Genomic DNA, 25,856 nt, shown 5'->3' with positions numbered 1-25,856 from the left:
CATGACGCTCTCGCCACCGCCCGAGCGCCTCGACGCCATCGTCCAGCGCCACGCCGTCATCACAGACATGCTCGCCGCCGGTCCCGATTCCGAGACCGTGGTGGCGCTCTCGCGCGAGCTGTCCGAGCTCGACGACGTCGTCGCCGCGATCCGCGCCTGGCGCGCCGCGCAGGAGAACCTCGCGGGCATCGAGGCGCTGATCGCCGATCCCGCGACGGACGGCGAGATGCGCGCCCTCGCCTACGACGAGCGCGAGGAGGCCGAGGCGGCGGCGGAGGCGGCGGCGCGCGCCCTCCAGCTGATGCTCATTCCCAAGGACGCCGCCGACGAGGGCAGCGCCATCCTCGAGGTCCGCGCGGGCACCGGCGGCGACGAGGCGGCGCTCTTCGCGGGCGACCTGTTTCGCATGTATTCCCGCTACGCCGAGATCCACGGCTGGCGCGTGTCGGTGATGTCGGTCTCGGAAGGAGCGGTCGGCGGCTACAAGGAGATCGTCGCCGAGATCGTCGGGCGCGGCGTCTTCGCCAGGCTCAAGTTCGAGAGCGGCGTGCACCGCGTGCAGCGCGTGCCGGAGACCGAGGGCGGCGGGCGCATCCACACCTCGGCGGCGACCGTCGCGGTGCTGCCGGAGGCGGAATCGGTCGATCTCGATCTCGACGAGACGGACCTGCGCATCGACACGATGCGCTCGGGCGGTGCCGGCGGGCAGCACGTCAACAAGACCGAATCGGCGGTGCGCATAACCCACGTTCCGAGCGGCATCGCCGTCGTGGTGCAGGACGAGCGCTCCCAGCACAAGAACAAGGCGCGCGCGCTCCAGCTCCTGCGCGCCAAGCTCTACGACCTCGAGCGCACCCGCGCCGACGCGGCCCGCGCCGCCGATCGCAAGGCGCAGGTCGGCTCGGGCGATCGTTCCGAGCGCATCCGCACCTACAATTTCCCGCAAGGCCGCGTCACCGACCACCGCATCGGGCTCACGCTCTACAAGCTCGACGCCGTGCTCGCGGGAGAGGCGCTCGACGAGGTCGTCGACGCGCTCGTGGCCGAGCATCAGGCGGCGCTGCTCGCGGAGCAGCAGGGGTGAGCGCCGCCGGATTGCGCCTCGCGCCCGGCACGACCCGCGGCGCGGCGCTGGCGGCACTGCGCGCCGCCTTCGCGCGGGCGGGGCTCGACGAGCCGGTGCTCGACGCGCGCATCCTCGTCGCCGAGGTGGCCGGCGTCTCCACGGGAACGCTCCTGGCCGATCTCGATCGGCCCCTCGATCCGGGCGCCCTCGCGCGGCTCCTGGGCTTTGCCGCGCGACGCCTCGCCCGCGAGCCGGTCTGGCGCATCCTCGGCGAAGCGGAGTTCTGGGGGCTGCCGTTCCGCCTCGCGCCGGAGACGCTCGTGCCGCGGCCCGACACGGAGACGCTGGTCGAGGTGGCGCTCGCGCTCGGTCTCGCGGACGAGAAGGGGAGGGGCGCGCGCATCCTCGATCTCGGCACGGGATCGGGCTGCATTCTCGTGGCGCTGCTCTCGGAGGCGCCCGGCGCCTGGGGTCTCGGCCTCGACCGCTCGCCGGAGGCCGCCCGGACGGCGCGGGAGAACGCGCGGGCGAACGGCGTCGCGGATCGCGCGGCCTTCCTCGTCGGCGACTGGACGGCGGCGTTGGCGCCCGATCCGTGCTTCGACCTCGTCGTGTCGAACCCGCCCTACATCCCCGCGGCCGATCTGGCCGCGCTCGCGCCTGAGGTGCGCGGTCACGACCCCGCCCGCGCCCTCGACGGCGGCGCCGACGGGCTCGACGCCTACCGGATCATCGTGGATCGTGGACGCGACCTCCTCGCGCAGGAGGGCGTCCTCGCGCTCGAGGTGGGGATCGGCCAGGCGGCGGACGTGGCCGCGATGGGGGAGGCGCGGGGGCTCTCCCTCGTGCGGATCGCCCGCGACCTCGCGGGGGTCGAGCGCGTCGTGGCGTTCCGGCGCTGACAGGGCACCGGCGCGCGCCCTTCTCGATGCCCCTCGCATTGCGCCCCTTGCATTCCCTCGGAGCGACGGCCAAATAACGCTTGGCGGCGCGCTCCGAAGCGTCTAGGGTGCGGCCGCAATCGACGAGACCCCAGAGCGCTCGACACGCCGATTCGTGCGAATCAGCGACGACGGGGCTACACGATCACCGCCAGGACGGGGCGCCAGACGGTCCGGCGGTCTTGGAACCCGACATCGAGGACGGCGGGCGGCGAAAGCCGCAGGGTCGGCCCGGAAGATGACGGAGGCGCGCGCCGACGACGGCTGATCCTCGTCCGCGCGCATTTCGCTCGCGTCGACGACGAGAGGCCAGTTGAGGGTCGAAGCACATCCATGAGACCGAACCAGAACAGGCGCATGCGGGGTCGTAGCCGCAACAAGGGCCCCAATCCGCTCACGCGCAGCTACGAGTCCAACGGCCCCGACGTGAAGGTCCGCGGCACCGCGCAGACAGTCGCCGACAAGTACAGCCAGCTCGCGCGTGATGCGCTGGCCAGCGGCGATCCGGTGATGGCGGAGAACTACTTCCAGCACGCCGAGCACTATTACCGCATCATCGCGGCCGCTCAGGAGCAGCTGCGTCAGCAGTACGGCTTCCCGCAGCGCGGCTTCGACGACGACGGCGAGGAAGGCGAGGACGACGGCGATTATCGCGGCGGCGAGCGTCTCGAAGATCTCGATCCCTCGATGCAGCCGCAGCCGAGCTTCGCCCGCCAGAACGGTCGCGAGGACCGCGGCGGGCGCGACGAGCGTCGCGACGATCGCAACGTGGGCAACCGCCGCGACGGCAATCGCGAGCGCTTCAACCGCGACCGGCGCGACGGCCGCCAGGACGGTCGCCAGCAGGACTTCCGCGGGCAGGAGCCGCGCGAGGGTCGTGGCCAAGAAAGTCGTGGCCAAGAAAGTCGTGGCCAAGAGGGTCGTGGGCAGGACTTCCGTGGTCAGGACGGTCGTGGTCAGGACGGTCGTGGCCAGGACTTCCGTGGCCAGGATTCGCGCGGCCAGGATTCGCGCGGCCAGGACTACCGTCAGGACGCGCGCAACGGCGAGGGCGAGCCGCGCTTCGGCGGCGGCGAGCGGGCCGATGTCCGGTCCGAGCCGGAGGCGCGCGAGGAGCCGCGTCGCGAGCGTCCACGCCGCGAGCGCCGTCGCCCGGAGGCCGAGGACGAGAACGTCGCGCAGAGCCTGCCGGCCTTCGTGACGCGCCCGGCGCCGATTCCGGCTCCGGCCGTCGAGGCGGACGAGCCCGCGCCCAAGCCGACCCGCACCCGCCGCACGGCGGCGGCCGCCGCGCCAGCGCCCGTCGAGGTCGCCGAGGACGGCGAGGCCCCCAAGCCGCGTCGCCGCACGCGCCGCAAGGCGCCCGACGCCGGCTCCGGCGACGCGGAAGCCGCGGAGTGATCCGGCGCACGGCGTGACCGTCGCGCCGTGCACGAGAGGCGACGAGACGAGGAAGGGCCGCGCGAGCGGCCCTTTTTTCGTGCAGCCGGTGCCCGCCACACGGCGTTGCTTCCTCGGGCGATCCCTGCGACGCTGACGCTCGCGAACCGCGACGCCTCCGCCCGCGTTCGAGAGCTTTGCGATCGAGGGGCCCGAGCGCTTTGCGGGGTCGTGGGGGCGAACGACAGGAGCACGTCATGCGGCAGGCACGCCGAACCGCCATTCTCGCCGGCGCCCTCGCGCCTCTCCTCCTCGCGGGCGGTCTCGGCCCCGCCGATGCGAGCCCGGCCTTCAACCAGCGCTTCGAGGGCCGCTGGGTCGGCGCCGGCACCGTGCAGCGCGAGTCCGACCCCGAGCCCCGGCGCGTCACCTGCACCGTCGACGGCGAGGCGGACGCCGCGCGCATCGCGCTCGCCGGCACCTGCCGCGCCATGCTGATCTTCACCCGCGCCATCGGCGCCGATCTCGCGGTGGACGGCAGCGGGACCTATCGCGGCGTCTATGTCGGCGCGCGGGTCGGGCCGGCGCAGCTCTCCGGCGAGGTGGCGGGCGACCGCATCGAGCTCGCCGTGCGCTTTCCGGAGGGCGTCGGCGGCGGGCGTCAGCGCATGATCATCGAGAACCCCGAGGGCTCCGACCGTTTCACCCTGCGCGTCACGGACGTGGTCGACGGCCAGCGCCAGGAGATCACGAATCTCGTCTTCGAGCGACAGTGACCGGAAGCCGGCGGCCCAGCCGGCCCCGGAGATCGCTCCGCCCGGCGAGACGCCTGCGACAGCGTGTGTTCGTTTCGATACCCTTGTCGGTATTCTCGAGCAGGGCATGGTGGTCGCGCGGGCGTTCGGACCGCTATCATCCACCGGCTGCGGTGCCGCGGAGGCGAGCATGAACGCGATCACGGCAAGTGACACGGGCGCGGCCGTTTCGGGCGAGGCGGACGCCGCCGGACGGGCGGGGACGATGGAGCTCGGTTTCTTCCTGACGCCGAACTTCTCGATGATCGCCTTCACCTCCGCCATCGAGCCGTTTCGCCTGGCGAACTACGCCACGGGGCGCGACCTCTATTCCTGGCGGCTCTACTCGCCGGACGGCGCGCCGGTGCGCGGCTCGAACGACGTCGCCGTCGCCGCGGACGCGCCGGCGGCGCGGGCGCAGGCGCTCGACCGCGCCATCGTGTGCGGCGGCAACGGCATCCAGGGGTTCGATCATCGCGAGACCATCGCGGCCCTGCGCCGGCTCTCCGCCCACGGCGCGGAGATCGGGGCGGTGTGCACCGGCTCCTGGCTGCTCGCCAAGGCCGGCCTCCTCGACGGCTACCGCGCGACCATCCACTGGGTGTACGCGTCGGGCCTCACCGCCGACTTCCCCGATCTGGAGGTGAGCGAGGAGCTGTTCGAGATCGACCGCAACCGCTTCACCTGCGCGGGCGGCATGGCGGCCGCGGACATGGCTCTGTCGCTCGTCGCGCAGGACCAGGGCGCGGACGTGGCCTCGCAGGTGACCGATCTCCTCATCCACAATCGCATCCGCGAAGCGCGCGAGCGCCAGCGCATGGACCTGCGCGCCCGCGTGGGGGTGGCGCATCCTCGCCTCCTCGCGGTGGTGCAGCGGATGGAGGAGACGGTCGAGGAGCCGCTGCCCTGCGCCGAGCTCGCCCGCGGGGCGGGGTTCTCGCAGCGCCAGCTGGAGCGCTTGTTCGTCAAGTATCTCGGCGAGCCGCCGACGCGCTACTACATGAAGGTGCGCCTGCAGCGTGCGCGCCATCTCCTGCGGCAGACGAGCCTGCCGGTGCTCGAGATCGCGCTCGCATGCGGATTCGTGTCGGCGTCGTACTTCTCGAAGACCTATCTCGAGCATTTCGGTCGCCAGCCTTCTGCGGAGCGCAAGCCGCAGACCCGCGAGAGCATGGCGGTGGGCGGGCGCCCCCGCCGCCGCGCGTCGGCGCTCGCGCCGGAGGACGGATGAGGGCCTGTCGCGCCGCGACGCTTCGCCGGCCTCGATTTTTTTGGTGCGCGAGCGAGCGAGCGTGATATAGAGCCGCGTCCCGGTACGGGGTGGCGTGCCGCCCCGCGGCGCGGGCGTGGCGGAATTGGTAGACGCGCCGGATTTAGGTTCCGGTGGCGAAAGTCGTGGGGGTTCGAGTCCCTCCGCCCGCACCAAGACCGCCGGACGAAGAGGTTTCCGGAGCTTTCCGGTCGATACGGCGGCGCTGCCCTTCCCGCGCCTCGATCGAGCGGATCGTTCGGCGGCCAGAAGCTCATTCGAGGATCGAGAACGGATTGACGCGATGCAGGTGACGGAGACGCTGTCGGACGGGTTGAAGCGGGAATTCCAGGTGGTCCTGCCGGCCTCCGAGCTGGAGAAGCGGCTCGGCGACGAGCTCGCCACCCTGAAGGACCGCGTGCGGATCAACGGCTTCCGCCCGGGCAAGGTGCCGGTCGCGCATCTGCGCCGCCTGTATGGCCGTTCGGTCATGGCCGAGGTCGTGCAGAACGCGGTGGCCGAGGCCGAGCGCAAGATCGTCGACGAGAACGCGCTGAAGCTGGCCAACCAGCCCCGCTACGACTTCCCCGAGGACAAGGACGAGATGGAGAAGGCGCTCGACGCCAAGTCCGATCTCGCCTTCAAGGTCGCGCTCGAGGTGCTGCCCTCCTTCGAGATCGTCGACGTCTCCGACGTCGCGGTGACGAAGCCGGTGGCCAAGGTCTCCGACGAGGAGGTGACCGAGGCGCTCGAGCGCATGGCCGCGCAGCAGAAGCCCTTCGCCGCCAAGGCCGAGGGCGAGGCCGCCGCGGCGGGCGACCGCGTCGTGGTCGACTTCGTCGGCTCCATCGACGGCGAGGAGTTCGAGGGCGGCAAGGGCGAGGGCGTGACGGTCGAGCTCGGCTCGAACACCTTCATCCCGGGCTTCGAGGACCAGCTCGTCGGCGCCAAGGCCGGCGAGGAGCGCACCATCGTCGTCACCTTCCCCGAGGCCTATCCGGCCCAGCATCTCGCCGGCAAGGAGGCGTCGTTCGCCACCAAGGTGAACGAGGTCCAGACGCCGGGCGAGGTGACCTACGACGACGAGTTCGCCAAGACCTTCGGCATGGACAGCCTGGACGCGCTCAAGGACGCGCTGCGCGAGGCCCTGCAGAAGGACTACGACGGCCGCTCGCGCGCCAAGGTGAAGAAGGATCTGCTCGACCGCCTGGACGAGAAGTACTCCTTCGAGCTGCCGCCGACGCTCGTCGAGCAGGAGTTCCAGAGCGTGTGGCAGCAGGTCGTCGCCGACATGCAGCGGTCGGGCCGTACCTTCGAGGACGAGAAGACCACCGAGGACGAGGCGAAGGCGGAGTACCGCAAGATCGCCGAGCGTCGCGTGCGTCTGGGCCTCGTGCTCGCCCAGATCGGCGAGACGGCGGAGATCAAGGTCTCCGACGACGAGGTGACGCAGGGCCTGATCGCCCGCGCCCGCCAGTATCCGGGCCAGGAGCGGCAGGTGTGGGAGTTCTACCAGAAGAACCCCCAGGCGCTCGCCGAGATCCGCGCGCCGCTCTTCGAGGAGAAGGTCGTCGACCACATTCTCGGGCAGGTGAAGGTGAACGAGGAGACCGTCTCCAAGGAGGCGCTCTTCGCCGACGAGGACGAGACCGAGGGCGAGGGCGGCGAGTCCGCGGCGAAGGCCGAGGCTTGATCCCGGCCCCGGCCTCTCCCACCTTCCAGACATCGGACTGGGCCGCGTCTCCCCCCGGAGCGCGGCCCGAATCACCGGGAGCCGTGAGACGATGAGAGATCCGGTCGAGGTCTACAACAACACGCTCGTGCCCATGGTGGTCGAGCAGTCGAGCCGCGGCGAGCGCGCATTCGACATCTATTCGCGCCTCCTGCGCGAGAACATCATCTTCCTCACCGGCGTCGTCGAGGACAACACCGCGTCGCTGATCGTGGCGCAGCTGCTCTATCTCGAGGCCGAGAACCCGAAGAAGGAGATTTCCTTCTACATCAACTCGCCGGGCGGGGTGATGACGTCGGGCCTCTCGATCTACGACACGATGCAGTTCATCCGGAACCCCGTTTCGACGCTCTGCGTCGGGCAGGCGGCGTCCGCGGGCTCGCTGCTCCTGTGCGCCGGCGCCAAGGGGAACCGATTCGCGCTGCCGAATTCCCGCGTCATGGTGCACCAGCCCGCCGGCGGCTATCAGGGCACGGCGATGGACATCCTCATCCACGCCCGCGAGATGAACGCGATGAAGCGCCGCATGATCGAGATCTACGCCCGCCACACGGGCCAGGACATCGAGACGATCGAGGCCGCGCTCGATCGCGACAACTTCATGAGCGCCGACGCCGCGAAGGAATTCGGCCTCATCGACGACGTGCTCAGCCACCGCCCCGAGGGCGGCCCGACCTGAGCGCGCGCCGGAACCGTTGCGCGGGCGCGTGCGACTGTCGTCGCACGCGCCCGCTGCGCTATTGATCACGGGGCGTGCGCGTGTTTGCATGATGCCGGAACCGCCGGTCGGGAGCGTCGATTGACCCGAGCGGCGCGCCCCGCCCCAGGCCGAGGCGAGAGACGGACCGCGTACCTCGGGCGGGTTCGGCAACGGGGCTACCGTTTGTTAGCCCGGCGCCTATATGAATGGGAGCGGCCCGTGCCTCGCAGGCGCGGGCTCGGATTGGAGATCGGACATGAGCAAGACCGGCGGCAACGATTCGAAGAGCACGCTGTACTGCTCCTTCTGCGGCAAGAGCCAGCACGAGGTGCGCAAGCTCATCGCCGGACCCACGGTGTTCATCTGCGACGAGTGCGTCGAGCTGTGCATGGACATCATCCGCGAGGAATCGAAGACCTCGCTCGTGAAGTCGCGTGACGGCGTGCCGACCCCGAAGGAGATCCGCGCGGTCCTCGACGACTACGTGATCGGCCAAAACCACGCCAAGAAGGTCCTCTCCGTCGCGGTCCACAACCACTACAAGCGTCTCGCCCACGCCTCGAAGCATTCCGACGTCGAGCTGAACAAGTCGAACATCCTGCTCATCGGCCCCACGGGCTCGGGCAAGACGCTCTTGGCGCAGACGCTGGCGCGCATCCTCGACGTGCCGTTCACGATGGCGGACGCCACGACGCTGACGGAGGCCGGCTACGTCGGCGAGGACGTCGAGAACATCATCCTCAAGCTCCTTCAGGCCTCGGACTACAACGTCGAGCGGGCCCAGCGCGGCATCGTCTACATCGACGAGATCGACAAGATCTCGCGCAAGTCCGACAACCCCTCGATCACGCGGGACGTGTCGGGCGAGGGCGTGCAGCAGGCGCTCCTGAAGATCATGGAGGGCACCGTCGCCTCCGTTCCGCCCCAGGGCGGTCGCAAGCACCCGCAGCAGGAATTCCTGCAGGTGGACACGACGAACATCCTGTTCATCTGCGGCGGCGCCTTCGCGGGGCTGGAAAAGATCATCTCTCAGCGCGGCAAGGGCTCGTCCATCGGCTTCGGCGCCAAGGTCTCCGCCCCCGACGACCGCCGCACCGGCGAGGTCTTCCGCGAGGTGGAGCCCGAGGATCTGCTGAAGTTCGGGCTGATCCCGGAATTCGTCGGCCGCCTGCCCGTGCTCGCCACGCTGGAGGACCTCGACGAGGAGGCGCTCGTCAAGATCCTGCGCGAGCCGAAGAACGCGCTGGTGAAGCAGTACCAGCGGCTGTTCGACATGGAGAACGTGGCCCTCACCTTCCAGGACGAGGCGCTCAAGATGGTCGCGCGCAAGGCCATCGAGCGCAAGACCGGCGCCCGCGGCCTGCGCTCGATCCTCGAGGCGATCCTGCTCGACACCATGTACGACCTGCCGGGCATGGATTCGGTGGAGCAGGTGGTCATCAGCCCCGAGACCATCGACGGAAAGTCCGGCCCGCTCCTCATCCACGCGGAGCGCGACGAGAAGACCAGCGCCAGCGCCTGAGGCGCCGGCACCACCAGCTGCCAGCAGATGCGAGCCGCGGGAGGCGTGCCTCCCGCGGTTTTTCGTGCGCGCTCCCGCGAGATCCCGCCTTCGCGCGGGCGGCTTCTGTGAATTCGCGCTGGAAGCGCAGTGCCGGCGCGCTACCTCACGGGCATCCTCCCCCGAGACGAAAGGACGAGGCATGACCCGCATCCTCACCCGGCACACGGCCCTCACCCTCGCCGCCGGCCTCGCCGGCACGGTCCTCGCCGCCGGCGCCGCGCAGGCGCAGATCCGCACCGAGAGCGTCGTCTACGAGGTGGACGGGCAGCCTTACGAGGGCTTCCTGGCCGTCAACGAAGGCTTCGCGGAGGACCGTCCGCTCGTCCTCGTGATCCACGACTGGGACGGGCTCGGCGACTACGAGGAGCGCCGCGCCACCATGCTGGCGGAGCTCGGCTTCGCCGCCTTCGCGGTCGATCTCTACGGCGAGGGCGTGCGCCCGACGACGACGGAGGAGAGCCGCGCGCAGTCCGGCGCGCTCTACGCCGATCGCGAGGCGATGCGCGCGCGATTGATGGCGGGCCTCGAGACGGCGAGCGCCCAGGCCGGCGTGAACGCCGACGCGGCGGCCGTGATCGGCTATTGCTTCGGCGGCGCGGCGGTGCTCGAGTTCGCCCGCGCGGGCGCCGATCTCGACGCCTTCGTGAGCTTCCACGGCGGGCTGCAGGCGCCCGAGGGCGCGACCTGGGACGCCATGCAGGGCGATCTCCTCGTCCTGCACGGCTCCGCCGATCCGGTCTCGGGCATGGAAGACATCGCGACCCTGGCCGCAACGCTGAACGACGCCGCCATCGACTACCGCATGGAGATCTACGGCGGCGCGCGCCATTCCTTCACGGTGTGGGGCAGCGGCGACTACGATCCGCAGGCGGATCTCCAGTCCTGGAACGAGATGCTGACCTTCCTCGACGAGCGCCTGCGCTGAGCGCGCGCATCGCGGTTCGCGCCTCCCTCCTTCCCTGTAGGGGAAGGTGGATCGGCGCGCAGCGCCGAGACGGATGGGGCGCGTGTTCGGCGAGAGCCGAAGGGACGGTGCGAAGCGGGCCACCGAGGCTTCCGCTTTGCGGAACGCGCCTCCAGCGCGCCCCATCCGTCACCGGCTTCGCCGGCGCCACCTTCCCCTACAGGGAAGGAGGGGAGAGGCGCAGCCTCAGGCGAAGTGCTTTGAGAGCTTCAGCCCTTGCGCCTGGTAGTTCGAGCCCGCGCCCGCGCCGTAGAGGACGGCCGGGCGCGCGGCCATGCGCTCGTAGACGAGGCGCCCGACGATCTGGCCGTCCTCCAGGATGAAGGGCACGTCGCGCGAGCGCACCTCGAGCACGGCGCGGGCGCCCGCGCCGTTGGCGCCCGAATGGCCGAAGCCGGGGTCGAAGAAGCCGGCATAGTGCACGCGAAACTCGCCCACCAGCGGATCGAAGGGCACCATCTCGGCGGCGTAGTCCGGCGGGACGTGGACGGCTTCCTTCGAGGCGAGGATGTAGAACTGGCCGGGGTCTAGGATCAGCTCTCCCGCGCCGTCCGCGTGGAGCGGCTCCCAGAAATCCGCCGTCGGATGGGCCCCGACCGCGTCGACGTCCACGAGCGCCGTGTGGCGCCGGGCGCGGTAGCCGACGAGCTTCGTCTCGCCGAAGCCCGCGAGGTCCACGGAGACCGCGATCCCGTTCTGGAACGAGGGCGTCGCCGAGGTGACGAGCGTGTCGCTCGCGTGCAGCGCGCGCAGGTCGTCGTCGGAGAGGCGCACCTCGCCCCGGCGCAGGCGAAGCTGCGAGAGCCGCGTTCCCTCCCGCACGAGGACGGGGAAGGTGCGCGGCGAGATCTCGGCGTAGAGCGGCCCGTGGTAGCCGGCGTCGACGACGTCGAATTCCTGCGCGCGGTCGGCGATGACGCGGGTGAAGACGTCGATACGCCCCGTCGAGCTCTTCGGGTTGGCCGAAGCCGAGAGGTCGGCGGGCAGCGCCAGGCTCTCCTGGATCTCGGCGATGTAGACGCAGCCCGTCTCCAGCACCGCCGGGCGCGAGAGGTCGATCTCGTGGAGCGCGATGCCGGCGAGCCGCTCGCGCACGGCGCGGCGCGGGCCCGGCAGGAAGCTCGCGCGCACCCGCCAGGCCCGGGTGCCGAGCCGCAGATCGAGGCTCGCGGGCTGGACCTGGTCGGGCGCGAAGGGCCGCGCGGCGGCGATGGCGCCCTCCTGCGCCAGCGCGCGGATGGTCTCGGCCGGCTGGATGCCGTCTCTCGTCGCGGTCGTCATGATGGTCCTTCCCTCGGGCGGACCAAAGCACTACCCGCGCACTCGACGCAACAGGGCAGTGGCGTCAAGACGGGTCCGCGCGTGCGCGACCCCGTTCCCGAGCCGCGCCCTCAGGTGGGCTTGGCAATGGAGGGCAGCCCGCGGCGGGTGGCGGAGGCCTCCTCGCGCTGAGGCTTGCGGCCCTCGAGCAGGTCGCGGATCTCCTGGCCGGTGAGCGTCTCGTACTCGATGAGCGCGCGCGCCATGGTCTCGAGCTGGTCGCGCTTCTCGTTCAAGATGCGCCGCGCCTCCGAGAGGCCGGTCTCGACGAAGCGGCGGACTTCCGAGTCGATCTTGCGCGCGGTCGCCTCCGACACGTGCTGCTGGCGACCGACCTGCATGCCGAGGAAGACCTCGTCCTGGTTGTCGCCGTAGGAGACGGCGCCGAGCTCCTCGGAGAAGCCCCAGCGGGTGACCATCATCTTGGCGAGGCGCGTCGCCTGGTCGATGTCGGATTGCGCGCCCGACGTCACCTTGTCGCGCCCGAAGATGATCTCCTCCGCCACGCGCCCGCCCATCATGATGGCGAGGCGCGACGTCATCTGCTCGAAGGACATCGACATCTTGTCGTGCTCGGGCAGCTGCATGACCATGCCGAGCGCGCGGCCGCGGGGAATGATCGTGGCCTTGTGGACGGGATCCGTGGCGGGGACGTTGAGCGCCACCACCGCGTGACCGGCCTCGTGGTAGGCGGTGAGCTTCTTCTCGTCCTCGGTCATCACGAGGGTGCGGCGCTCCGCGCCCATCATGACCTTGTCCTTGGCGTCCTCGAACTCGCTCATCGTGACGATGCGCTTGCCGCGCCGCGCGGCCAGGAGCGCCGCCTCGTTGACGAGGTTCATGAGGTCCGCGCCGGAGAAGCCGGGCGTGCCGCGCGCCACGGTCTTTATGTCAACGTCGGGGGCGAGGGGGACCTTGCGGACGTGGACGTTGAGGATCTTCTCGCGGCCGAGCACGTCGGGGGCGGGCACCACGATCTGCCGGTCGAAGCGACCCGGGCGCAGGAGCGCGGGGTCGAGCACGTCGGGGCGGTTCGTCGCCGCGATGATGATGACGCCCTCGTTCGACTCGAAGCCGTCCATCTCGACGAGGAGCTGGTTCAAGGTCTGCTCGCGCTCGTCGTTGCCGCCGCCGAGCCCCGCGCCGCGATGGCGACCGACCGCGTCGATCTCGTCGATGAAGATGATGCAGGGCGAGTTCTTCTTGGCCTGCTCGAACATGTCGCGCACGCGCGACGCGCCGACGCCGACGAACATCTCGACGAAGTCCGAGCCCGAGATCGTGAAGAACGGCACGCCCGCTTCGCCTGCGACGGCGCGGGCGGTGAGGGTCTTGCCGGTGCCCGGCGAGCCCACGAGCAGCACGCCGCGCGGAATGCGCCCGCCGAGCCGCTGGAACTTCTGGGGGTCCTTGAGGAACTCGACGATCTCCTGGAGATCTTCCTTGGCCTCGTCGATGCCCGCGACGTCGTCGAAGGTCACCTTGCCGTGGGCTTCCGTCAGCAGCTTCGCCTTGGACTTGCCCACCGAGGTGAGGCCGCCCGCGCCGCCTCCACCGCCGCGCATGCGGCGCAAGAGGAAGAAGAACAGGAAGACGAGGAGCAGGATCGGGAGCAGCGCGCCGATGAGCGAGCCCGCCCCGTCGCTCGGAGGCGGCTCGGCCGTGATCGTCACGCCGTTGGCACGCAGGGTCGGGACGATGTTGGCGCCGTCGGGCACGAAGCTCTCGAGCTGGCGCCCGGACAGTGTCACCGCCTCGACCTCCTGCCCGCGGATGCGCACGGAGGTGACCTCGCCGCTCTCCACCGACGAGACGAACTCGGAATAGGAGACCTGCGCCGCGTGGGCGTCGGGCATCGCGAAGGCGAGCCCCGTCGCGACGAGCGCGGCGGCGAGGAGGGCGAAGGCGCGGCGTCGGCCGAGGAAGGACGGGATTCGCATGCTGCTTTCGTTTCCGAGCCGCGTCGGCGCGGCATGAACCATCGTATCGTTCGCACGTGGTGCGCCGCCGCGAACGCGTCAAGCACAAAACGCCCGCGACGTAACGCGCGTTCCCCTGCCCAGCGTCGCGGACGTCCGTCCTGTCCCGCGTCAGCGCGGTCCGCGACCGCGTCGGCGCATGGCGAGCGAGATCACGACGACGGCGATCACCGCGATCGCGATCCACCACCACCACGCCTCGGCCCCGTTCGTCACCGGCCCGGGCTCCGCGATGCCGGGATCGTCCGGCGTCACGGTCTGGGCCAGCGCCATGGCGGCGCCCGTCATGATCGTGGCGAAGGCGACGAGCGCCTGCAACATCCGGGTCTGCACGGAGTCACGGCCACGCTCGCCGGCGGGCTCCATCGTGTGGCGTCGATGCATGAGACGGTCCTCCCGCTCTCGCCCCCTCGTCGTCGCGACGTGCGGCTCGTCGCGCGCCGCGTCCTGTCGGGAACGTCGCGCGCGCCGTTTCGATGCATCTCAGCGCGCGCGCGGCCCCACCGGCCCCGTCGAGGCGCGCACCACGAGCTCGGTCTCGAGGAGCGAGAGCGCCGGCGGCGTGCGCCCGGCGAGGCGGGCGAGGAGCGCCTCGGCGGCCGCGCGGCCGAGGTCGCGGCGCGGCTGGCGGATCGTGGTGAGCGCCGGGCGGCTCATGGCGGCGAACTCGATGTCGTCGAAGCCCGCGACCGACACGTCCCCCGGCACGTCGAGCCCCGCCTCCTGCAGCGCGCCGACGAGGCCGATCGCCATGACGTCGCTCGAGGCGAAGACGGCGGTGGGCCGCGCCCCGTCGGCGAGGAGGCGCCCGGCCGCGGCGACGCCGGACGCGAGGGTGTAGTCCCCCGGCCAGACGAGGGCGGGATCGAAGGCGAGGCCCGCGGCCGCGAGCCCCTCCCTATAGCCGGCGGCGCGCTCCACCTCGAGCACGTTGCCCTCCGGCCCCGCGAGATAAGCGATGCGCCGATGGCCGAGCGAGGCGAGATGCGCGACGACGCGCCGGGCGGAGGCGCGGTTGTCCACGGCGATCTGAGGGAAGCTCACGCCGGGAATGGTCTCGCAGAGCGCGATCGTCGGCACGCCCTCGGCCTCCGTGCCGAGACGCCGGCCGTTGAGGAGGATGACCCCGTCGACCTGGCGGCGGGCGAAGGCGGCGAGCTCCTCCATGCGCGGCGAGGCGGGGTCGAGATCGGCGATGATCATGCCGTGACCCGCGGCCGCGAGCGTCTCCTCGATGCCGCGCAGGATGCGCGAGAAGAACACGTTCTCGAGGTCCGGCACGACGACGAGGACCATGCGCGTCTTCTGGGAGCGCAGCGTGCGCGCCGCCGGGTTCGGCACGTAGCCGAGCCGGGCCACCGCCTCCTGCACCCGTGCGCGCGTCCGGGGCGCCACCTGGTCGGGCTTGGCGAGGACGCGCGAGACCGTCGCCGTCGACACGCCGGCGAGGCGCGCGACGTCGGTGATGCGCGCGGGCACGCCGCTCTGCGTCGTCGGGGCGCTCTCGTCCATCGCCCGGCCCGCCTCCTTTTTTCGCCGACCCGCCGCGGGGCGGCGCGGATCTTCGTCTCGCACCTCGCGTTTGACAGACGCGCTCGGTTGCGGCAACCTCGCTGTAATCGATTACACGGCGATGCCGAAACGGGCTCGCCGATCCGACCCGGCATCGACGACCTCGCAAAGAGGCGGCCGGGCGGAAACACCGGGAAGGAAACGACATGCACGCCCCCACCGCTTCGACAGGCTGATCCCGCTCGTCCGCCGCCGGCCGCGAGGCGCTCCACGCGAGCGTCGTCCTCGGTCGTCACGCCGTCACGACAGCGGGAGACGCCCATGGCGCCCGTCCTGAGCGCACGCGACATCGCCAAGGCCTTCGGGCCGATCGAGGTCTTGACCGACATCGACCTCGACCTCGAGCCCGGCCGCGTCCACGCCGTCATCGGCGAGAACGGGGCCGGCAAGTCGACGCTCATGCGCATCCTCTCAGGCCACCTCGCGCCGACGCGCGGGCGGCTCGTGCTCGACGGCCGCGACGTGTCGTTCACGGACCCCGTCGCGGCGGAGGAGGCGGGCATCGTCCTCGTCCACCAGGAGATCCTGCTCGCGCCGGACCTGAGCGTGGCGCAGAACCTCTTCCTCGGCCGCGAGCCGCGGCGCGGGCTCTTCGCCGACGACGCGCAGATGGAGCGCCGCGCCGCCCAGGCGCTGGCCGAGCTCGGCGCCGACTACCCGCCGGACGCCCCCGTTCGCCGGCTCTCCATCGCCGAGCGCCAGCTCGCCCAGATCGCGCGTGCGCTGGTCGAGCCCTATCGCCTCGTCATCATGGACGAGCCGACGGCGGTGCTCACGCCGATCGAATCCGAAGCCTTGTTCGCCGCCATCGACCGCCTGCGGGCCTCGGGAACGGCGATCCTCTACATCTCCCACCGCCTGCCCGAGGTGAAGCGCATCGCCGACACCGTCACGGTGCTGCGCGACGGTCGCCACGTCACCACGCGCCCCTGCGCCGAGCTCGAGCCGCTGGACATGGCGCGGCTCATGGTCGGGCGCGAATTGACCCAGCTCTTCCCGGAGAAGGCGTTCTGCGCACCCGACGCGCCGGTGCTGCTGGAGGCCGAGCGCGTGAGCGTGCCGGGCTTTGCCGAGGACGTCTCCTTCGGCGTGCGCGCGGGCGAGATCCTCGGCTTCGGCGGGCTCATCGGCGCGGGGCGCACGGAAGTCTTCGAGGGCGTGATGGGGCTGCGCAAGCGCTCGGGCACCGTGCGGATCGGCGGGCGCGCGCTCCACGCGCGCGGCGCCGGCGAGGCCTTCCAGGCCGGGCTCGCCTATCTCTCCGAGGATCGCAAAGGCAAGGGGCTCCTCCTCAACCAGAGCCTCGCGACGAACCTCACGCTCGCGGCGCTCGCACGCTTCACCAAAGGCGCCTTCATCGACGCGCCCGCGGAGCGCCGGGCGCTCGACCGCGCCTTCGAGGAATTCGACATCCGCGCCGGCTCGCGCGATCTCCTCGCCGGCGAGCTCTCGGGCGGCAACCAGCAGAAGCTGCTCCTCGCCAAGATGATGCTCCTCGAGCCGAACGTCGTCGTCATCGACGAGCCGACCCGCGGCATCGACATCGGCACGAAGCAGCAGATCTACGCCTTCGTCGCGGCCCTCGCCGCGGAAGGAAAGGCGGTCGTCGTGATCTCCTCGGAGATGCCCGAGCTCATCGGGCTCGCGCACCGGGTGATCGTGATGCGCCACGGCCGCATCGCCGGCGAGGTCGCCGGCGATCGGCTCAACGAGCAGGACATCGTCACGCTCGCGACGGGCGTCGGGGAGGGAGCGGCCGCGGCCGCGTGATGCGCATGAACGAGATGACATCGGTGGAACCGGGGACCAAGGGAGAGGCGCCGGAGCGGACGAATCCCGCCCGGCGCGCGCGCATCGACATGCGCGCGCTCTCGCCCTTCATCGCGCTCGCCGTGCTGATCGCGCTCGGCGCGTTGACGAGCCCCGTCTTCCTCACCCTCGACAACCTGACGAACGTCGCGACCCGCGCCTCCTTCATCGCGGTGATCGCAGTGGGAGCGACCTTCGTCATCGCGGCGGGCGGGCTCGATCTCTCGGTCGGCTCCATGGCGGCGTTGACGGCGGGCGTGATGATCCTCGCCATGAACGCGGTCGGCGGGGCCGAATGGACGACGATCGCGGTCGGGATGGCGGTCGCCATCGGCGTCGCGCTCGCCTGCGGGCTGTTCAACGGGCTCGTGGTCACGTTCGGGCGCATCGAGCCCTTCATCGTCACGCTGGGCGGCATGGGCATCTACCGGGCGCTCGTCGTCTTCCTCGCCGCCGGCGGCACCATCACGATGTCGGACTGGGACCTGCGCGAGACCTATCGGCCGATCTATTTCGGCGACGTGCTCGGCGTCCCGATCCCGGTGATCGTCTTCCTCGTCGTCGCGGCGATCGCGGCCGTGATCCTCTACAAGACGCCCTTCGGCCGGCACGTCGTCGCCATCGGCTCCAACGAGGAGGTGGCGCGGTTCTCGGGGGTGCCGATAAGGCGCGTGCGCACGCTCACCTACGTCATCCAGGGCCTGTGCGTGGGCATCGCCATCCTGATCTACGTGCCGCGCCTGGGCTCGGCGACGCCGACGACCGGGCTCCTGTGGGAATTGCAGGCGATCACCGCCGTCGTCATCGGCGGCACCGCGCTCAAGGGCGGCACGCCCTTCGTGTGGGGCACGGTGGTCGGCGCGCTGATCCTCGAGCTCGTCGCCAACATCATGGTGCTCTCGGACTTCGTCTCCGAATACCTCGTCGGGGCGGTCCAGGGCGCGATCATCATCATCGCCATGCTGGTCCAGCGCTCGCTTCAGCGTGGCCGGTGAGAGGTCCGGCCGGTGCGGAGCCCGCCGGCCGGATCGCACGACGCAACGGCTCGCAACGAAGAACGGGAGAACGCTCACGATGAGGAAGCTCGCGATCACGGCCTTGGCCGCGACCGGCGTCGCCTTCGGCGGCGCGGCGATGGCACAGGACCAGGACTATACGATCGGCGTCTCGATCCCCGCCGCGACCCACGGCTGGACCGGCGGCGTCGTGTTCCACGCCGAGCAGGCGGCGCAGACGCTGGAGGAGGGCTATCCGGGGCTGAACGTCATCGTCCAGACCTCGCCCGACGCGCCCTCGCAGGCGAGCGCCATCGAGGATCTCGCGGCGCAGGGCATCGACGCGCTCGTCGTGCTGCCCTTCAATTCCGACGAGCTGACGGGCCCCGTGGGCGCGCTCGCCGGCCGTAACCCGGACCTCTTCGTCACGGTCGTCGACCGCGGCCTGTCCGACCCGTCCATCCAGGACCTCTACGTCGCCGGCGACAATCCCGGCTTCGGGCGCGTGGCGGCCGAGTACTTCGTCGAGCGGCTCGAGGACGGGGCGCAGGTCGTCGTGCTGCGCGGCATCCCCACCGTCATCGACGACGAGCGCAACGAATCCTTCCGCGCCGCGCTCGACGGGTCCGGCATCGAGATCGTCGACAGCCAGTACGCCAACTGGAACCGCGACGACGCCTTCCGGGTGATGCAGGACTTCCTCTCCAAGCACGACCGGATCGACGCCGTCTGGGCCTCCGACGACGACATGGCGCTGGGCGTCATCGAGGCGATCCGCCAGGCGGAGCGCGAGGACATCCAGTTCGTCGTCGGCGGCGCCGGCATGAAGCAGATGGTCCAGCGCGTCATGGAGGGCGACCCGATGATCCCCGTCGACGTCTCCTACCCGCCGGGCATGATCGCGACCGCCATGGCGGTGACCGCGGGCTCCTTCTACTCGCAGGCCCCGGTGCGCGGCACCTATGTGCTCGACGCCGAGCTGATCACGCAGGAGAACGCCGAGCGGTTCTACTTCGAGGATTCGCCGTTCTGAGGGTAAGCTGAGCATTGGGCGTCGGTGCCCGTCCTTCCCTGTAGGGGAAGGTGGCGCCGCGCCGAAGGCGCGGTGACGGATGGGGCACGCCGCCAGGCGTGTTCGGCGCCAGCCGAAGGGGTGCGCTCGCGCGACGCGACGCACCCCGCCCTGCGCTCGCCGCGCGCGCTTTCCCCTCCGCCAAAAGGAGGGATACGGGAGGACGACCATGAAGACGATGAAGGGCCCGGGCCTGTTCCTGGCGCAGTTCGCGGGCGACGAGGCGCCGTTCGACTCGCTCGATGCGATCTGCCGCTGGGCGGCGTCGATCGGCTACAAGGGCGTGCAGATCCCCACCTTCGACCCGCGCCTGTTCGATCTCGATAAGGCGGCGACGTCGGACGCCTACGTCGACGAGGTCAAGGGCACCCTCGCCGCGCACGGGCTCTCGATCACCGAGCTCTCGACGCACATGCAGGGCCAGCTCGTCGCCGTGCATCCGGCCTACACGGACGCCTTCGACGGCTTCGCGCCCCCGCAGGTGCGCGGCAACCCGGCGGCGAGGACCGAATGGGCCGTTCGCCAGATGACGCTCGCGGCGGAGGCCTCGCGGCGCTTCGGGCTCTCGGCGTCGGTGAGCTTCTCCGGCGCGCTCGCCTGGCCCTACGTCTATCCCTGGCCGCAGCGCCCGGCGGGCCTCATCGAGACGGCCTTCGAGGAGCTGGCGCGCCGCTGGCGCCCCATCCTCGACGCCTACGAGGACGCGGGCTGCGACGTCTGCTTCGAGCTCCATCCCGGCGAGGACCTGCACGACGGCACGAGCTTCGAGCGCTTCCTCGACGCGGTGGGCGGGCATGCGCGCGCCTGCATCAACTACGACCCGAGCCACTTCCTGCTGCAGGGGCTCGACTACGTCGCCTTCATCGACATCTACCACGAGCGCATCAAGGCCTTCCACGCCAAGGACGCCGAGCTCAACCCGACGGGCCGCCAGGGCGTCTACGGCGGCTATGCCGGCTGGGTCGAGCGCGCCGGGCGCTTCCGCTCGCTGGGCGACGGGCAGATCGATTTCGGGCAGATCTTCTCCAAGCTCGCGCAATACGACTACGATTCATGGGCCGTGCTCGAATGGGAGTGCGCCTTGAAGCATCCCGAGGACGGCGCGCGGGAGGGGGCGGAGTTCATCGCGGCCCACATCATCCGCGTCACCGAGAAGGCCTTCGACGACTTCGCCGGCGGCGGCACGGACCAGGCCGCCAACCGCCGCATGCTCGGGCTCGGGGAGGCGTGAGATGACGATCGAAGCTTCCGGCCAGGACGGCGCGTCCCGCTCCCGCCGCCTGCGGCTCGGCATGGTGGGCGGCGGGCGCGGCGCCTTCATCGGCGCCGTGCACCGCATCGCGGCGCGCCTCGACGACCGCTGGAGCCTCGTCGCCGGGGCGCTCTCCTCCTCTCCGGAGAAGGCGCGCGCGTCCGGCGCCGACCTGCTCATCGCCCCCGATCGCGTCTACGACGACGCCGCCGCCATGGCCAAGGCGGAAGCCGCGCGAGAGGACCGCATCGACGCGGTCTCCATCGTGACGCCGAACCATGCGCATTTCGAGCCGGCGAAGCACTTCCTCGAGGCCGGCTTCCACGTCATCTGCGACAAGCCCCTCACCACAGGGCTCGCACAGGCGCGAGAGCTGGCGCGGATCGCCAAGAACAAGGGCGTCGTCTTCGCGGTCACGCACAATTACACCGGCTATCCGCTGATCCGCGAGGCGCGCGCCCTGGTGCGCTCGGGCGCGCTCGGCGCGGTCCGTGTCGTGCAGGTGGAATACGCGCAGGACTGGCTCGCCACCCGCATCGAGGAGGAGGGCCAGAAGCAGGCCGCCTGGCGCACCGATCCGGCGAAGTCGGGCCCCGCGGGCTCGGTCGGCGACATCGGCTCGCACGCCTTCAACCTCGCGGAATTCGTCGCGGGCGTGAAGGTGGAGCGGCTCTGCGCCGACCTCACCGCCTTCGCCCCGGGGCGCCGTCTCGACGACAACGCCCACATGCTCTTGCGCTTCGCCGGCGGCGCGCGCGGCGCGCTCTGGTGCTCGCAGGTGGCGGTGGGCGAGGAGAACGGGCTCACCTTGCGCGTCTACGGCGAGACGGGCTCGCTCTCCTGGGCGCAGGAGAACCCCAACGTCCTCGTCCACACGCCCATCGGCGAGCCGCCACGGCTGATACGCCGCAACGGAGCCGGCTCGAGCGCGGTCTCCCAGCGCGTCAGCCGCACGCCGTCGGGTCACCCGGAAGGCTACCTGGAAGGCTTCGCCAACCTCTATTCCGACATCGCCGACCAGATCGAGGCCCGCCTCGCCGGCACGAGCGCTCCGTCGGAGGCGCTCGACGTGCCCACCGTCGACGACGGCGTGCGCGGCGTGGCCTTCATCGAGGCCGCGGTGCGCTCCTCGCAGGGCGACGCGCGCTGGGAGGCGATCGAGGACGGTTGAGACGAGGCGCGAGACGAGGCGCGCAGCACCGATACCGCCTTTCGAGGCGGTATCGGAACCCGCCCGTCAGAGCCGCCTGAGCTGCACGTCCTCGATCCTGTGGCTCGCGCCCTTCTTGAGGATGAGGCTCGCGCGCTGGCGGGTGGGGACGATGTTCTCGCGCAGGTTGGGCAGGTTGATGCGGTTCCACAGGCCGTCGGCGATCTCCATCGCCTTCGCCTCGTCGAGCTCGGCATAGCGGCGGAAGAACGAGCGGGGGTCCCGGAAGGCCGTGTGGCGCAGCCGCAGGAAGCGATTGACGTACCAGCGGTGCAGGTCCGCCTCGTCGGCGTCGAGATAGATCGAGAAGTCGAAGAAGTCCGACACGAACGGGATCGCGGTCCCGTCCTTCGGCAGCCGGGCCGGCTGGAGCACGTTGAGCCCCTCGACGATGAGGATGTCGGGGCGCTCGATCACCACCTCCTCGCCGGGCACCACGTCGTAGACGAGGTGCGAGTAGAGCGGCGCGCGCACCGTGCTCTCGCCGGACTTGATGGCGTTGAGGAAGCGCAGCAGCGCCGCCGTGTCGTAGCTCTCGGGGAAGCCCTTGCGCTCCATCAGCCCGAGCCGGTTCAATTCGGCGTTCGGCAGGAGGAAGCCGTCCGTCGTGACGAGGGTCACCTTCGGCGTGTTGGGCCAGCGCGCGAGCAGCGCCTCCAGCACGCGGGCCGTCGTCGACTTGCCCACCGCCACCGAGCCGGCGACGCCGATGATGTAGGGCGACTTCACCTCGTTCTCGGCGAGCAGGAAGCGCTGCGTCGCCTTGAACAGCCCCTGCGTCGCCGCGACGTAGAGCGAGAGCAGCCGCGAGAGCGGCAGGTAGATGGCGATCACCTCGTCGAGCGAGATCGGGTCGTTGAGCGACTGCAGGCGGTCGACCTCCTCCGCGGAGAGGGTGAGCGGCGTGTCTGCGCGCAGGTGCGCCCATTCGTCCCGGGAGAACCGGCGGTAGGGGGAGATCGTCCCCGCGCGTGCGGCTTCCGCCAGGGTCTCGCGCTGTGCGGGATCGGTCGGCGTCACGAGCGGCCTCCCTGCGATGACGGGTTCACCTGCGGCGCGCGCACGCCCTCGCGGGTGCGCGCGGCCTTCTCCGCGAGCCCCGAGCGCCCGGTGCGGCCCTCGAGCTCCGCCATCACCTCATCGAGCGGAACGCCGCGGGCGAGCAGCAGGGCGAGGAGATGATAGAGCACGTCGGCGCTCTCCGACACGAGCGCCGCGCGATCGCCGGTCGCGCCCGCGATCACGGCCTCCACCGCCTCCTCCCCGAACTTCTTCGCGGCGCGCTGCGGATCGGCGACGAGGCGGGCGGTGTAGCTCTCCTCGGGCGAGGCGCAGGCGCGCGCGGCCAGCGCGCGCTCGAGATCGGTGAGGGTGAAGCCGGTCATCGCGATCGCCTCGGCATCGGCCCGCTCACGCATCCAGACGAACCGCGAGCCCCGCGTCCGCCATGGCGCGCTTGGCCTCGCCGATCGTGTGCTCGCCGAAATGGAAAATGGAGGCGGCGAGCACCGCGCTCGCATGGCCGTCGCGCACGCCGGCGACGAGGTGGTCGAGGCTGCCGACGCCCCCCGAGGCGATCACCGGCACGGTCACGGCGTCGGCGATGGCGCGCATCAGCGCGACGTCGTAGCCGGACTTGGTGCCGTCCTTGTCCATGGAGGTGACGAGGAGCTCGCCGGCGCCGAGCGCGACGACCTCACGCGCGTACGAGACCGCGTCGAGCCCCGTCGCCTTGCGCCCGCCATGGGTGAAGATCTCCCAGCGCGGCGCCTCGTCCGGCGAGGAGACCCGCTTGGCGTCGATGGCGACGACGATGCACTGCGCGCCGAACTTCTCGGCGGCGCGGCGCACGAAGTCGCGATCGGTCACGGCGGCGGTGTTGATGGAGACCTTGTCGGCGCCCGCGAGCAGCAGCGCGCGGATGTCCTCGACGGTGCGCACGCCCCCGCCCACGGTGAGCGGCATGAAGCAGGCCTCGGCCGTGCGGGTGACGACGTCGAGCAGGATGCCGCGATCCTCGTGGCTCGCGGTGATGTCGAGGAAGCAGAGCTCGTCGGCGCCGGCGCGGTCGTAGGCGATGGCGCATTCGACGGGGTCGCCCGCGTCGCGCAGGTCGACGAACTGGACGCCCTTGACGACGCGGCCGTCCTTCACGTCGAGGCAGGGGATCAGGCGGGTCTTCAGCATCGCGCGGGCGGGCTCTCTGGAACGCGGCCCGCTCGGGCGAGCGGGCCGCGATCAGTCATGCGCGAGGGCCGCGCGGGCCGTCAAGCGCGGGCGCGATCAGACGTTCGACTGGATCCAGCGCTGCAGGTCGCCCTTGGGCGCCGCGCCGACCTTCTGGGAGGCGAGCTCGCCGCCCTTGAAGATCATCAGCGTGGGGATCGAGCGGATGCCGAGCTGGCCGGCGATGCCGGGGTTCTCGTCGACGTTGATCTTGGCGATCTTGACCTTGCCGGCCATCTCGCCGGCGATCTCCTCGAGCGCCGGGCCGATCATGCGGCAGGGGCCGCACCATTCCGCCCAGAAATCCACGACCACGGGCTCGCCGGACTTGAGCACGTCCGCCTCGAAGCTCTGGTCGGTCACCTTCACGGTAGCCATGTCGTTCGAACCTTTCTGCGTCGGGGGCGGCGTCGCGCCCCCATCGATGTCGTCTGGCGGCAAGGTAGGGGTCGCCCGCGTGGCGATCAAGCAGGCGCAAATACGCCTCCCGTGTCCGTGATCGTGGCCTCGCCGACCCGTGAGCGCGGGCGACGGGCCGCGGCCCGGGCGACGGGGCGCCGCGCCCGGCTTCTCCCGGGCGCCGGCCCTCCCTATATTGCGCATGACGACGCCCGCCCTGCCGACTTTCCCGAAAGGACGACCATGCCCCGCACGCCCGCCGGCCCGAGCCATATCCACGCCCCCGGCGCAGGGCTGATCCACGCCCCCGGCGCAGGTCTGATCCACGCCCCCGGCGCGGGCGCTCGGCCGGATTTCTCCGCCGACGGCCCGCAGGTCCATTCCTACGTGCTCGACAACGGCATGGACGTCGTCGTCGTGCCGGACACCCGCGTGCCGGTGGCCACGCACATGGTCTGGTACCGCAACGGCTCCGCCGACGACCCGATCGGCGTCTCGGGCATCGCCCACTTCCTCGAGCACCTGATGTTCAAGGGCACCGAGCAGCATCCCGCGGGCGCGTTCTCCAAGGTGGTGTCGGAGCTCGGCGGGCAGGAGAACGCCTTCACCTCCTACGACTACACGGCCTACTACCAGCGCGTGGCCAAGGAGCATCTGGGCACGATGATGGGCTTCGAGGCCGACCGCATGGCGAACCTGCGCCTGTCGGACGAGGTCGTCGCGCCCGAGCGCGACGTGGTGCTCGAGGAGCGCCGCATGCGCGTCGAGACCGATCCGGCGGCGCAGCTCTCGGAGGCGATGGCGGCCTCCCTCTTCGTGCACCATCCCTACGGCATCCCGATCATCGGCTGGATGCACGAGATCGAGGCGCTCGATCGCACCCACGCGCTCGACTATTACGGCCGCTTCTACACGCCCGAGAACGCCATCCTCGTCGTCGCCGGCGACGTCGTGCCCGACGAGGTGCTGCGCCTCGCCGAGGGCAGCTACGGCAGGGTCGCGCCCCGCGGCGCGCGCCCCGTGCGCGTTCGCCCGCGCGAGCCGGAGCCCCGCGCCATGCGCCGCGTGGCGGTGGCCGATCCGCGCGTCGAGCAGCCCACGCTCCAGCGGCTCTACCTCGCGCCCTCCGCGCTGACGGGGACCGGCCGCGAGAGCGTCGCGCTCGAGGTGCTGGCCGAGCTCCTCGGCGGCGGGCCGACCTCCTACCTCTATCGCCGCCTCGTCCTCGACGAGGGCGTGGCCGTGAACGCGGGAGGCTGGTACATGGCCTCCGCCATCGACGAGACGCGCTTTTCGCTCTACGTCGTGCCCGCCCACGGCACGAGCCTGGAGCGCGCCGAGGAGGCGCTCGACGCCGCGATCGCCGCGATTCCGGACGCCGCGCTCTCGGAGGCGGCGATCACCCGCGCCAAGACGCGCCTCGTCGCCGAGACCGTCTACGCCTCCGACAGCCAGACCTCGCTCGCACGCATCTTCGGCGCGGCGCTCGCGATCGGCGAGACCGTGGAGGACGTCAAGCGCTGGCCCGCGGACGTCGAGGCCGTCACCCGCGAGGATCTCGTGGACGCCGCCCGGCGCGTCCTCGCCCCGCACCGCTCCGTCACCGGCCAGCTCCGCAAGGCGAGCTGAGGC

23 protein-coding genes and 1 tRNA gene are annotated in these 25,856 nt (G+C 71.1%); 16 read left to right on the top strand and 8 right to left on the bottom strand.

All coding sequences use genetic code 11. The features are described 5' to 3' along the window. The first annotated feature begins 1 nt into the window (after nucleotide 1). From prfA to IEX89_RS14670, 10 genes are all read left to right on the top strand, one after another. On the top strand, nucleotides 2-1,084 hold the full coding sequence (prfA, locus tag IEX89_RS14715; protein ID WP_188913978.1) for a peptide chain release factor 1: 1,083 nt from the start codon (nucleotides 2-4) through the stop codon (nucleotides 1,082-1,084). Then, nucleotides 1,081-1,968, top strand: coding sequence for a peptide chain release factor N(5)-glutamine methyltransferase (gene prmC / locus IEX89_RS14710; protein ID WP_244645460.1), 888 nt, complete (start codon nucleotides 1,081-1,083; stop codon nucleotides 1,966-1,968). The genes prfA and prmC overlap by 4 nt, the downstream gene beginning before the upstream one ends. Before the next feature lie 396 nt (nucleotides 1,969-2,364). Beyond that, the gene (locus tag IEX89_RS14705) at nucleotides 2,365-3,408 is read left to right on the top strand and encodes a DUF4167 domain-containing protein (protein ID WP_244645452.1); all 1,044 of its coding nucleotides are present in this window, start codon (nucleotides 2,365-2,367) and stop codon (nucleotides 3,406-3,408) included. Between the two features lie 236 nt (nucleotides 3,409-3,644). After that, nucleotides 3,645-4,163: a hypothetical protein gene (locus tag IEX89_RS14700; protein WP_188913976.1), complete on the top strand. Its 519-nt coding sequence runs from the start codon at nucleotides 3,645-3,647 to the stop codon at nucleotides 4,161-4,163. 169 nt (nucleotides 4,164-4,332) lie between these two features. Further along, nucleotides 4,333-5,412, top strand: a complete 1,080-nt coding sequence (locus tag IEX89_RS14695; RefSeq protein WP_244645450.1) for a GlxA family transcriptional regulator — start codon at nucleotides 4,333-4,335, stop codon at nucleotides 5,410-5,412. Nucleotides 5,413-5,521: 109 nt separating this feature from the next. Then, nucleotides 5,522-5,606, top strand: a tRNA-Leu gene (locus tag IEX89_RS14690). Between the two features lie 128 nt (nucleotides 5,607-5,734). After that, nucleotides 5,735-7,123 carry a trigger factor gene (tig, locus tag IEX89_RS14685; RefSeq protein WP_188913975.1) on the top strand — a complete coding sequence of 463 codons (1,389 nt, stop codon included), beginning with the start codon at nucleotides 5,735-5,737 and terminating at the stop codon, nucleotides 7,121-7,123. A gap of 91 nt (nucleotides 7,124-7,214) precedes the next feature. Then, nucleotides 7,215-7,841, top strand: coding sequence for an ATP-dependent Clp protease proteolytic subunit (locus IEX89_RS14680; protein WP_188913974.1), 627 nt, complete (start codon nucleotides 7,215-7,217; stop codon nucleotides 7,839-7,841). 277 nt (nucleotides 7,842-8,118) lie between these two features. After that, complete coding sequence (gene clpX / locus IEX89_RS14675) at nucleotides 8,119-9,384, top strand: ATP-dependent Clp protease ATP-binding subunit ClpX (RefSeq protein ID WP_188913973.1); 1,266 nt, start codon at nucleotides 8,119-8,121, stop codon at nucleotides 9,382-9,384. A gap of 181 nt (nucleotides 9,385-9,565) precedes the next feature. Further along, on the top strand, nucleotides 9,566-10,351 hold the full coding sequence (locus IEX89_RS14670; protein ID WP_188913972.1) for a dienelactone hydrolase family protein: 786 nt from the start codon (nucleotides 9,566-9,568) through the stop codon (nucleotides 10,349-10,351). Nucleotides 10,352-10,576: 225 nt separating this feature from the next. Here the strand turns inward: IEX89_RS14670 and IEX89_RS14665 are convergent, their stop codons facing one another. The 4 genes from IEX89_RS14665 to IEX89_RS14650 all read right to left on the bottom strand — a co-directional run bounded on the left by IEX89_RS14665 (nucleotide 10,577) and on the right by IEX89_RS14650 (nucleotide 15,201). Beyond that, on the bottom strand, nucleotides 10,577-11,671 hold the full coding sequence (locus IEX89_RS14665) for a 2'-deoxycytidine 5'-triphosphate deaminase (RefSeq protein ID WP_188913971.1): 1,095 nt from the start codon (nucleotides 11,669-11,671) through the stop codon (nucleotides 10,577-10,579). Nucleotides 11,672-11,781: 110 nt separating this feature from the next. Then, entirely contained in the window at nucleotides 11,782-13,650 is a 1,869-nt protein-coding gene (ftsH, locus tag IEX89_RS14660) for an ATP-dependent zinc metalloprotease FtsH (protein WP_188913970.1), read from the bottom strand. Between the two features lie 150 nt (nucleotides 13,651-13,800). Continuing rightward, nucleotides 13,801-14,073, bottom strand: a complete 273-nt coding sequence (locus tag IEX89_RS14655) for a hypothetical protein (RefSeq protein WP_188913969.1) — start codon at nucleotides 14,071-14,073, stop codon at nucleotides 13,801-13,803. Between the two features lie 99 nt (nucleotides 14,074-14,172). After that, nucleotides 14,173-15,201: a LacI family DNA-binding transcriptional regulator gene (locus IEX89_RS14650; RefSeq protein WP_188913968.1), complete on the bottom strand. Its 1,029-nt coding sequence runs from the start codon at nucleotides 15,199-15,201 to the stop codon at nucleotides 14,173-14,175. Between the two features lie 321 nt (nucleotides 15,202-15,522). On the opposite strand from IEX89_RS14650, the gene IEX89_RS14645 reads away from it, so the two are divergent. From IEX89_RS14645 to IEX89_RS14625, 5 genes are all read left to right on the top strand, one after another. After that, a complete protein-coding gene (locus IEX89_RS14645) occupies nucleotides 15,523-17,031 on the top strand; it encodes a sugar ABC transporter ATP-binding protein (RefSeq protein WP_188913967.1) in 1,509 nt (502 codons plus the stop codon). A gap of 14 nt (nucleotides 17,032-17,045) precedes the next feature. Further along, on the top strand, nucleotides 17,046-18,065 hold the full coding sequence (locus IEX89_RS14640) for an ABC transporter permease (RefSeq protein WP_188914060.1): 1,020 nt from the start codon (nucleotides 17,046-17,048) through the stop codon (nucleotides 18,063-18,065). A 79-nt stretch (nucleotides 18,066-18,144) separates the two neighbouring features. After that, nucleotides 18,145-19,098: a substrate-binding domain-containing protein gene (locus IEX89_RS14635; protein ID WP_188913966.1), complete on the top strand. Its 954-nt coding sequence runs from the start codon at nucleotides 18,145-18,147 to the stop codon at nucleotides 19,096-19,098. Nucleotides 19,099-19,306: 208 nt separating this feature from the next. Next, nucleotides 19,307-20,368 (top strand): sugar phosphate isomerase/epimerase family protein, encoded by a 1,062-nt coding sequence (locus tag IEX89_RS14630; protein WP_188913965.1) that lies wholly within the window; start codon nucleotides 19,307-19,309, stop codon nucleotides 20,366-20,368. Nucleotide 20,369: 1 nt separating this feature from the next. Then, on the top strand, nucleotides 20,370-21,560 hold the full coding sequence (locus IEX89_RS14625) for a Gfo/Idh/MocA family protein (RefSeq protein ID WP_188913964.1): 1,191 nt from the start codon (nucleotides 20,370-20,372) through the stop codon (nucleotides 21,558-21,560). A 66-nt stretch (nucleotides 21,561-21,626) separates the two neighbouring features. Here IEX89_RS14625 and coaA read toward each other — a convergent pair whose 3' ends face one another. From coaA to trxA, 4 genes are all read right to left on the bottom strand, one after another. Continuing rightward, nucleotides 21,627-22,619: a type I pantothenate kinase gene (gene coaA, locus IEX89_RS14620; RefSeq protein ID WP_188913963.1), complete on the bottom strand. Its 993-nt coding sequence runs from the start codon at nucleotides 22,617-22,619 to the stop codon at nucleotides 21,627-21,629. Then, a complete protein-coding gene (locus tag IEX89_RS14615) occupies nucleotides 22,616-22,984 on the bottom strand; it encodes a phosphoribosyl-ATP diphosphatase (RefSeq protein ID WP_188913962.1) in 369 nt (122 codons plus the stop codon). Before IEX89_RS14615 ends, coaA begins: the two co-directional genes overlap by 4 nt. Nucleotides 22,985-23,009: 25 nt before the next feature. Next, on the bottom strand, nucleotides 23,010-23,786 hold the full coding sequence (hisF, locus tag IEX89_RS14610; protein ID WP_188913961.1) for an imidazole glycerol phosphate synthase subunit HisF: 777 nt from the start codon (nucleotides 23,784-23,786) through the stop codon (nucleotides 23,010-23,012). 96 nt (nucleotides 23,787-23,882) lie between these two features. After that, on the bottom strand, nucleotides 23,883-24,203 hold the full coding sequence (gene trxA, locus IEX89_RS14605) for a thioredoxin (RefSeq protein WP_188913960.1): 321 nt from the start codon (nucleotides 24,201-24,203) through the stop codon (nucleotides 23,883-23,885). A gap of 264 nt (nucleotides 24,204-24,467) precedes the next feature. On the opposite strand from trxA, the gene IEX89_RS14600 reads away from it, so the two are divergent. After that, nucleotides 24,468-25,853, top strand: a complete 1,386-nt coding sequence (locus IEX89_RS14600) for a M16 family metallopeptidase (protein WP_188913959.1) — start codon at nucleotides 24,468-24,470, stop codon at nucleotides 25,851-25,853. Nucleotides 25,854-25,856: the final 3 nt, after the last annotated feature.

Origin of the sequence: Salinarimonas ramus (assembly GCF_014645695.1) — a bacterium.
In the GTDB taxonomy this organism is placed as follows: Bacteria; Pseudomonadota; Alphaproteobacteria; order Rhizobiales; family Beijerinckiaceae; genus Salinarimonas; species Salinarimonas ramus.
This window is presented reverse-complemented; position numbering and strand designations above follow the sequence as displayed.